The 8,829-nt window shown below is 42.5% G+C and carries 4 protein-coding genes; all 4 read left to right on the forward strand.

Annotation, left to right across the window (positions count from 1 at the left end):
• The first annotated feature begins 301 nt into the window (after positions 1 to 301).
• The 4 genes from AB4154_RS15905 to AB4154_RS15920 all read left to right on the forward strand — a co-directional run bounded on the left by AB4154_RS15905 (position 302) and on the right by AB4154_RS15920 (position 8,086).
• Positions 302 to 1,183 (forward strand): NAD(P)-dependent oxidoreductase, encoded by an 882-nt coding sequence (locus AB4154_RS15905; protein ID WP_004733521.1) that lies wholly within the window; start codon positions 302 to 304, stop codon positions 1,181 to 1,183.
• Positions 1,184 to 2,239: 1,056 nt separating this feature from the next.
• Positions 2,240 to 4,111 carry a methyl-accepting chemotaxis protein gene (locus tag AB4154_RS15910; protein WP_372123536.1) on the forward strand — a complete coding sequence of 624 codons (1,872 nt, stop codon included), beginning with the start codon at positions 2,240 to 2,242 and terminating at the stop codon, positions 4,109 to 4,111.
• A gap of 237 nt (positions 4,112 to 4,348) precedes the next feature.
• On the forward strand, positions 4,349 to 6,091 hold the full coding sequence (locus AB4154_RS15915; protein WP_372123533.1) for a polysaccharide lyase family 7 protein: 1,743 nt from the start codon (positions 4,349 to 4,351) through the stop codon (positions 6,089 to 6,091).
• Positions 6,092 to 6,517: 426 nt separating this feature from the next.
• The gene (locus AB4154_RS15920) at positions 6,518 to 8,086 is read left to right on the forward strand and encodes a polysaccharide lyase family 7 protein (protein WP_017069952.1); all 1,569 of its coding nucleotides are present in this window, start codon (positions 6,518 to 6,520) and stop codon (positions 8,084 to 8,086) included.
• The last annotated feature ends 743 nt before the right edge of the window (positions 8,087 to 8,829 follow it).

Here is an 8,829-nt window from a genome sequence, read left to right on the forward strand (position 1 = left end):
ACAGTGGGCAGCCTTAATCTTGTCTGAAAAAAGGGACGGCAGGTTAATAATCGTTATTGGAGTGGCTTATTCTCATTAATCGTATGACATTTAGAGTGCATTATTTCATCAATAGGTTATTTTTTGATTGGGATATCGCTCTTGTAAGTACAAAGCGTGACCATATTTTCTCGTAAAGTGAATCCCCGTCACAACTTGCGTCTAAGCATTGAAGGATTACCCTAAAACTATTGCGTAACGGAAAAGACGTCGTTATTATAATGACCATATAATCATACAATACTATATTTGGAGTTTGAACATGACTAAACCTGTAATCGGTTTCATTGGCCTAGGTCTTATGGGCGGCAACATGGTTGAAAACCTACAAAAGCGCGGCTACCACGTAAACGTAATGGATCTAAGCGCTGAAGCTGTTGCTCGCGTTACAGATCGCGGCAATGCGACTGCATTCACTTCTGCTAAAGAACTAGCTGCTGCAAGTGACATCGTTCAGTTTTGTCTTACAACTTCAGCTGTTGTTGAAAAAATCGTTTACGGCGAAGACGGCGTTCTAGCTGGTATCAAAGAAGGCGCAGTATTAGTAGACTTCGGTACTTCTATCCCTGCTTCTACTAAGAAAATCGGCGCAGCTCTAGCTGAAAAAGGCGCGGGCATGATCGACGCACCTCTAGGCCGTACTCCTGCACACGCTAAAGATGGTCTTCTGAACATCATGGCTGCTGGCGACATGGAAACTTTCAACAAAGTTAAACCTGTTCTTGAAGAGCAAGGCGAAAACGTATTCCACCTAGGTGCTCTAGGTTCTGGTCACGTTACTAAGCTTGTAAACAACTTCATGGGTATGACGACTGTTGCGACTATGTCTCAAGCTTTCGCTGTTGCTCAACGCGCTGGTGTTGATGGCCAACAACTGTTTGACATCATGTCTGCAGGTCCATCTAACTCACCATTCATGCAATTCTGTAAGTTCTACGCAGTAGACGGCGAAGAGAAGCTAGGTTTCTCTGTTGCTAACGCTAACAAAGATCTTGGTTACTTCCTTGCTCTTTGTGAAGAGCTAGGTACTGAGTCTCTAATTGCTCAAGGTACTGCAACTAGCCTACAAGCTGCTGTTGACGCAGGAATGGGTAACAACGACGTACCAGTAATCTTCGACTACTTCGCTAAACTAGAGAAGTAATCGACGTACGACCTCGCTAGGGTATTGCCTGTCTTTTTAGGCGGCGATACCTCAGCGAGGTTCGTTTTTATCTGCCATACCCAACCCTTTGTTCCCTCGTTAAACTCTTCTACTTCTACTTCCTCAGCTACACCTACTCAAAACTCTGTTCAACTTTGTTACTGCCTCAATTCCTATTTTTGTTTCTATATCTATATCTATATCTATATCTATATCTATTTGTAAATTCAAAGCCTTCTAGCACCAACTCACTCACTTTTCCTCGCAAGCTTAAACCAGTGCACTTAACTGATTGTTGGCGATGGCTTAACACCGCTCGTATATCGGGTCTGAAAAGAAAGTAAAAAAAACCCACACAGCTGGTGACTGTATGGGCATGTTCGGACGAGCCGTCTGGAAAAACAAATGATCAATAGAAAGTGAAAAAACGAATAACGAGATCCCCCGACAGTTTCTACGTTAAACGAGTTCAATGACCTTAAAGCGGCTGCTTCAATTATCACTTTGAACTGAACAAAAGCATCCAGAAAGAACTTAAGTTATGATTCAAACACACCATAACTTAAGGCTTATTGTATTACAAATAAATTTTAAGATTGAATGCCTTGAGTGAATGGTTGGTTAGTGAAAATGTGACCTAAGGCTCACTTTCCTAGTCAGGTGACCGAAAGTGATATGAATAATTTGAGTGGAGGCATTATCGGCGAAGTTGTGAGGTAATCATCTGAAAGTTGATCATTTTTAATTGGTTAATTATTCCTTTCTAATCATGTTAAAAGTTCAAACTCATAAATGATACCTATGTCACAGGGTGATTTTAACCAGTTTTGATATGTCAAGATTGCTCACAGAAAGTGCAGTAAATTAAACATACAATATTAATTAAATTGATGGTTGTGACGATGGAACGGCATGAACAAGTTTTGCTTCCCGTATCTTCGAATATCTAAAAAATGACCATTTCATTCGGATAAAAATAATAGACATAGGTTGATATGGATTATGAGTTTTATGAATTCAAAATTGTCTCTAGGGTTTAAAGGAAAATTGATTTTAATGGTGGCGATCGTCAGTTCCAGTGCCTTGGCATTTACGAACTGGTTCACGCTTAACTTGGCGACTGATCAAGTAAACCAAACGATTTATAACGAGATTGATCACTCGTTAACGATAGAAATTAATCAAATAGAAAATACCGTTCAGCGCACCATCGATACCGTTAACTCTGTTGCACAAGAGTTCATGAAATCCCCATACCAAGTGCCGAATGAAGCACTCATGCATTATGCTGCAAAGCTGGGTGGCATTGACAAGATTGTGGTGGGTTTTGACGACGGCCGTTCTTATACCTCTCGCCCTTCAGAGTCTTTCCCAAACGGTGTTGGAATCAAAGAAAAATACAACCCAACGACTCGTCCTTGGTATCAACAAGCGAAATTGAAATCAGGCTTATCTTTTAGTGATCTGTTTTTCACTAAGAGTACTCAAGTGCCTATGATCGGTGTGACCTACTCATACCAAGATCGCGTCATCATGGCAGACATTCGATTTGATGATTTGGAAACTCAGCTCAAACAGCTAGATAGCATCTACGAAGCCAAAGGTATCATCGTGGATGAGAGAGGGATGGTAATTGCATCCACAATAGAAAACGTGCTTCCACAGAGCAATATATCTTCTGCTGACGCCTTAATGAAACTCAATGAAGCTATTGAACTACCTGACCAATTCATTGAGGGTGTGATTGATGGCAACCAGAGAATTTTGATGGCCAAGAAAGTGGATATTGGCAGCCAGAAAGAATGGTACATGATATCTAGTATCGATCCTGAACTCGCGCTCAATCAGTTGAATGGCGTGATGTCGAGTGCGCGTATCCTTATCGTGGCATGTGTGCTTGGCTCGGTGATATTGATGATTTTACTGCTGAATCGCTTCTACCGCCCAATCGTGTCACTGAGAAAAATCGTCCACGATCTATCTCAAGGTAACGGAGACCTGACTCAAAGGCTTGTTGAGAAGGGGAATGATGACTTAGGGCATATCGCCAAAGACATCAACTTGTTCATCATTGGTCTGCAAGAGATGGTTAAGGACGTCAAATTTAAGAACTCGGATCTCGATACTAAGGTACTGAGTATTCGTGAAGGTTGTAAAGAAACCAGCGATGTACTGAAAGTTCACACTGATGAAACGGTTCAAGTGGTCTCTGCAATTAACGGCTTATCTGAAGCATCAAACGAAGTCGAGAAGAGTTCTCAGTCGGCGGCAGAAGCAGCAAGAGAGGCCGCTGTGTTCAGTGATGAGACGAAACAAATTAACACCGTGACGGAAACCTATATCAGTGATCTTGAGAAGCAAGTCTGCACCACCTCTGATGATATTCGCTCAATGGCGAATGAAACGCAGAGCATCCAGTCTATCGTGTCTGTGATTGGAGGAATTGCGGAACAAACTAATTTGCTGGCATTGAATGCGTCAATTGAAGCGGCGAGAGCGGGTGAGCATGGCCGAGGTTTCGCGGTGGTTGCTGATGAAGTCCGTGCGTTAGCCAACCGAACTCAAATCAGTACTTCTGAAATTGATGAAGCGCTGTCTGGCTTGCAGTCTAAATCAGATGGTTTGGTTAAATCGATTGAGTTGACCAAAAGTAACTGTGAAATGACGCGTGCCCAAGTGGTTCAAGCGGTAAATATGTTGGCCAAGCTAACGGAACAGATGGAAACGGTAAGTCGTTTTAATAACGATATTTCGGGTTCGTCTGTTGAGCAGAACGCCCTTATTCAGAGCATTGCTAAGAACATGCATAAGATTGAAAGCTTTGTTGAGGAGCTTAATAAGCTAAGCCAAGATCAGTTGATTGAATCAGCAGAAATCAAAACACTTAACGGCAGCGTTAGTGACTTGATGAGCAGCTTTAAGGTTTAACTTTTCTAATATTTATATTTAAAAATCAACATACTAAGTTTAGTTGTTGATCTGAGAGCCACTCAATAGCTTGCGAGTTTAGAGTGGCCTTTCTGCGTTTTTCTTGAGTCTAACTCTACGCAATACTCATTCATCCCACTTCATTTGCCGCATCTCACATTCTGATAAATATATAATTGACATAAAATAGTACAAATATACATTGTCACTCTATTCTTATGGATAAGTGAGATAAATGTGAATAAGCCAATCTTCGTCGTAGTACTCGCTTCGCTTACGTATGGCTGCGGTGGAAGCAGCTCCAGTGACAGCAGTGATCCTTCCGATACCAATAACCCAGGAATGCCCGCTGGTGTTGTTGCTCCCTATGATATTACCAAGTATCAAAACATCCTTTCCAGCTCAGATCTTCAGGTCTCTGATCCTAATGGAGAGGAGGGCAATAAAACCTCTGAAGTCAAAGATGGTAACTTCGATGGTTATGTCAGTGATTATTTTTATGCTGATGAAGAGACGGAAAATCTTATCTTCAAAATGACGAACTACAAGATGCGTTCTGAGGTTCGTGAGGGAGAAAACTTCGATATCAATGAAACGGGTGTAAGACGAAGCTTGTATGCGGAAATAAGCTTACCTGATATCGAGCATGCAATGGCGAGTTCACCTGCCGACCATGATGAAGTGACGTTGCTGCAGATACACAATAAGGGGACTGATGAGAGTGGTACGGGTTATATCCCTCATCCGCTATTGCGTGTGGTTTGGGAGCAAGAACGAGATGGCCTCACAGGTCACTACTGGGCAGTCATGAAAAACAATGCCATTGATTGTAGCAGCGCTGCTGACTCTTCGGATTGTTATGCCACGTCATACAATCGCTACGATTTAGGTGAGGCGGAATTGGACAGTTTTACCAAATTTGATCTTTCTGTTTATGAGAACACACTGTCGCTCAAAGTGAATGATGAAGTAAAAGTGAATCAAGACATCGCTTACTGGCAGCATTTATTGAGCTACTTCAAAGCGGGTATCTATAACCAATTTGAGAATGGTGAAGCGATTGCTTACTATCAGGCGTTGAGATACACCACGACTCAAATCGATGGATCAAACGATTGGGACATTAATGATTGGAAGCTGACTATTCCACCGAGTAAGAATGATTGGTATGGAAGCGGTGGTGACAGTGCTGCTGAGTTAGAACCAGAACGTTGTGAATCGAGTAAAGATCTTCTTTCAAATGACAGCGATGTGTACGACAGTGATATTGATCTTTCTTACTTCAATACTGATGAAGGAAGAATGCACTTTAGAGCGGATATGGGATACGGCACCTCTACCCAAAACTCTAGCTATATTCGCTCTGAGCTCAGGGAGTTGTATCAAAGCAGTGTTCAACCGGATTGTAGCACCAGCGATGAAGATACAAGTTGGTATTTGGACGACACTAGAACGAACGCTACCAGTCACGAGTTAACCGCAAGCTTGCGAATTGAAGATTACCCGAACATCAACAATCAAGATCCAAAAGTGGTACTTGGACAAATCCATGGTTGGAAGATCAATCAAGCATTGGTGAAACTATTATGGGAAGGCGAGAGTAAGCCAGTAAGAGTGATACTGAACTCTGATTTTGAGCGCAACAACCAAGACTGTAATCATTGTGACCCGTTCAGTGTCGAGTTAGGGACTTATTCGGCAAGTGAAGAGTGGCGATATACGATTCGTGCCAATCAAGACGGTATCTACTTGGCGACTCATGATTTAGATGGAACCAACACCGTTTCTCATTTAATCCCTTGGGGACAAGATTACACAGATAAAGATGGGGACACGGTTTCGTTAACATCAGATTGGACATCGACAGACATCGCTTTCTATTTCAAAGCGGGCATCTACCCACAATTTAAGCCTGATAGCGACTATGCGGGTGAAGTGTTTGATGTGAGCTTTAGTTCTCTTAGAGCTGAACATTATTGAATTAGCTAACGTTTGAGTAACAACAATGACTGCTTTAAAGACCATATTGATTCCTAACAATGTGGTCTTTTTTTAACTGCTGCGACACTGTTAAATGAGATGTTCTGAACGATAAATGCTCTGCTCGAGTGATGCACATTCTCACCATTACCGCTCGGATTTTTCGCCCTTGATAGCCCATTTCGCATTCTAAATTTTCATATGTTGTCTTTTATCAATAGGAAGTGTGATCCAGTTAAAGTATGGAAAAAGCGAAAAGTGTTCCCAGTCTCATTTATTCAACGAAGTGTTTTATTTGTATTATAAGATTACGTAATATTTTTGTGTTATCGCAAATACTGAGAGAGAAAACGCCTTATAGCTCGTGTTTGCCAATTTATCTTTCACTTACGAACGCTGTCTTTGTATTATAATAATGGATTAGATATGAAACAAATTACTCTAAAAACCTTACTCGCTTCTTCTATTTTACTTGCAGTTGGTTGTGCGAGCACGAGCACACCGACTGTTGATTTCCCAAATAACAAAGAAACTGGTGAAGCGCTTCTGACGCCAGTTGCTGTTGCCGCTAGTAGCCATGATGGTAACGGACCTGATCGTCTCATTGACCAAGACCTAACTACACGTTGGTCTTCAGCGGGTGACGGTGAGTGGGCAATGCTAGATTATGGTTCAGTTCAAGAATTTGATGCGGTTCAAGCATCTTTCAGCAAAGGTAACGAGCGCCAGTCTAAATTTGATATTCAAGTAAGTGTCGATGGTGAAACCTGGACAACCGTACTTGAAAACCAACTGAGCTCAGGTAAAGCGATCGGCCTAGAGCGTTTCCAATTCGAGCCAGCAGTGCAAGCGCGCTACGTAAGATACGTTGGTCACGGTAACACCAAAAATGGTTGGAACAGTGTGACAGGGTTAGCTGCGGTTAACTGTAACATTAACGCATGTCCTGCTAGCCATATCATCACTTCAGACGTGGTAGCAGCAGAAGCAGTTATTATCGCTGAAATGAAAGCAGTGGAAAAAGCACGTAAAGATGCGCGCAAAGATCTTCGTTCAGGTAACTTTGGTGTAGCAGCGGTTTACCCTTGTGAGACCTCAGTTGAATGTGACACACGCAGTGCACTGCCAGTTCCGACAGGCCTGCCAGCGACACCAGTTGCAGGTAACGCGCCAAGCGAAAACTTTGACATGACGCATTGGTACCTATCTCAACCATTCGACCATGACAAAAACGGTAAGCCTGATGATGTTTCTGAGTGGAACCTTGCAAACGGTTACCAACACCCAGAGATCTTCTACACAGCTGACGATGGTGGTCTAGTCTTCAAGTCTTACGTGAAAGGTGTTCGTACCTCTAAAAATACTAAGTATGCGCGTACAGAGCTTCGCGAAATGATGCGCCGTGGTGACCAGTCTATCAGTACGAAAGGTGTTAACAAGAACAACTGGGTATTCTCAAGCGCACCTGAGTCTGACTTAGAAGCTGCTGCTGGTATTGATGGCGTTTTAGAAGCAACGTTGAAAATCGATCACGCAACAACAACAGGTAATGCGAACGAAGTAGGCCGCTTTATCATTGGTCAGATTCACGATCAAAACGATGAACCAATTCGTTTGTACTACCGTAAACTGCCAAACCAAGCAACGGGTGCGGTTTACTTCGCACACGAAAGCCAAGATGCAACTAAAGAGGACTTCTACCCTCTAGTGGGCGACATGACGGCTGAAGTGGGTGACGATGGTATCGCACTTGGCGAAGTGTTCAGCTACCGTATTGACGTTAAAGGCAACACGATGACTGTAACGTTAATGCGTGAAGGCAAAGACGACGTTGTACAAGTGGTTGATATGAGCAACAGCGGTTACGACGTAGGCGGCAAGTACATGTACTTCAAAGCAGGTGTTTACAACCAAAACATCAGCGGCGACCTAGACGATTACTCACAAGCGACTTTCTACCAACTAGACGTATCGCACGATCAATACAAAAAGTAATCTAACCGAATAACACTTAATATTAAGCTATCGCAATAGCCTCCAGCCTCAGGGTTTGGAGGCTTTTTTGTGCCTGTCGTTTAAGTTGAAGTTATCAGTTACACATAGTTTAAGACAATATCATTAAGCTCATTCAGTATTAACTGTAGTCATTATCAGTTTCAGTTACTATCCTCTCCCCAATCGCCGATCACCACTAACCTCAGTCATGATTAATCTCAGCTGACAACAGGTCATATTGGCTCTCATTCAAAGCTAAACAATGCCAATATTATTTTGGAATCGCCAGAGCTAGAAAACTTCGACTTCGTTCTCAAGGTATGTACTAATGCGACGTCTACACATGAACGTATTGTTGTGCGTGGTCTACTAATAAGCATTAACTCGGCTGATTACTCCCGTACTGTTTTTGAAACCTCCACTTTTGGGTTGTTTAGCAAGACTCCTAGCAACAGCAATAAGTAGTGTTTCAACTCTTTCATAACTAGAAGGGCAGGGTTAGCCATCATTCTATTAGCGCCAATGCTTCATGAAATACTCAGGCGGGTTCAAGTCGATGGTTAAACGAATCCAGTGCTCAAGGGGATGCGCTTGAGGGTTAGTTGCTTACAGGCCGTAAATACCTTGATTGTATGGTACGGTGATGTTGAATAATAATTTGTGGGTTGAGTGCTGAGCTGAGGGGTTTTGTTTATCTATGATAGATACAGGGCTTTTGAGAGGGTTAAATAAGGTTCATCGCG

Origin of the sequence: Vibrio sp. 10N.286.51.B11, from assembly GCF_041469245.1 — a bacterium.
GTDB lineage: Bacteria > Pseudomonadota > Gammaproteobacteria > Enterobacterales > Vibrionaceae > Vibrio > Vibrio crassostreae_C.